The following is a 1,234-nucleotide window of genomic DNA, read 5'->3' as shown; positions in this document are numbered from 1 at the left end:
GTGACGGCAACGATCAGCGGGACGGCTGCAGGACTTTATGGTCTGACCGGAGATGCGCAGGTGAATGCCTATACTGTGACTGTCTCGAGTGAGGGTCTGGATGCAACGGAGATTGGCTATCTCAACGCAATCGACGCGGCAACGAGCGGGACTGTGACGGTGGCAACGGGTGCCACAGTGACCGGAACAGCGGCAGAGGTGGCGAGTCTGACTGTGGCTGGAAACTACGCGGTAACAGTCAGTGGCGCAGCGAGCATCGTCCAGTTGACGGCAATTGATGCAAAAACAACCGGTACGATGACCTACGGGACTGTAACGGACTCTGCAGCGCATCTGGTTGACAGTAACGGCAATGTCAATGCGTATGTTTCTGGGCATGTTGTGACAGTGACCAGTACAGCAACGATCAGCCAGCTGGCGAAGATTGACGCGGTGGATTCGGGTACTGTCAGTTACGCTACCGTGACTGACACAGCGGCCAATCTGGCAGCCAACACGGGTAGCTATGTGACCAATGGGCACCACGTAACCGTGACTGATACGGCGACTGTGTCGCAGTTGAACTCAATCGACGCGTTGACCAATCATGCAGTGACGGCAACCATCAGTGGTACGGCTGATGTACTGGATGATCTGACCGGGACCAACAATGCCTACAATGCCTACAATGCCTACACCATCACCGTGACGGATACGGTAAACCTGACGCAGCTGGGTATTATTGACAGTGCAACCAGCGGTACGGTCACGGTGCAGGGGATTACCCTGACCGATGGCAAAGATGTTATCGTCTTGGGAAGCAGCGACGGTGGTGGGGTTGTGGTCCAGACAGCACTGGTTACGACGGATGGTGATACCATTGCCCTGAATGGTACGGGTGACCATAACATCACCATGGCGGATACCACGGGTGCTATTGAAAACACGTTCACGATTGCGCAGGCGCAGAACGGTGGGTCCAGGATCAGTGGGTTGAAGACTAGGGATGTGATTGAGTTTGAGAGTGGGGTGATGGAGAGTGCGGCCACTGGCGGCGATCCTTCTGTGGACGTTGACAATACGGTGTGGCTTGCGCAAGTTGCGAGTGGGACGGTGGATAACGACGGCGAGTGGAGCTTCTCCAACGGCACGTTCATCTACTGGGATGATACTGCCGGTGTGGCCGAGACGCTGATGTTGACTGGTGTGACGATCCTGACGGTGGAGAGCAACCAGTTTGTTGTCGGCGTTCTTG

1 protein-coding gene and 1 pseudogene are annotated in these 1,234 nt (G+C 55.7%); one reads left to right on the top strand and one right to left on the bottom strand.

Annotated features, from left to right (window positions below; all coding sequences use genetic code 11):
- Positions 1 to 378 (bottom strand): annotated as a pseudogene (locus tag Mcas_RS18415) (hypothetical protein); the annotation flags it as partial.
- Between the two features lie 54 nt (positions 379 to 432).
- Between Mcas_RS18415 and Mcas_RS18410 the strand changes: the two are divergent.
- On the top strand, positions 433 to 1,234 hold an 802-nt coding region (locus tag Mcas_RS18410), incomplete at its 3' end, for a hypothetical protein (protein WP_156033446.1).

The sequence above is a fragment of the Candidatus Magnetobacterium casense genome (assembly GCF_000714715.1).
In the GTDB taxonomy this organism is placed as follows: Bacteria; Nitrospirota; Thermodesulfovibrionia; order Thermodesulfovibrionales; family Magnetobacteriaceae; genus Magnetobacterium; species Magnetobacterium casense.
Note: the sequence above shows the minus strand (reverse complement) of the source record. Positions and strands in the feature narration are given on the sequence as shown.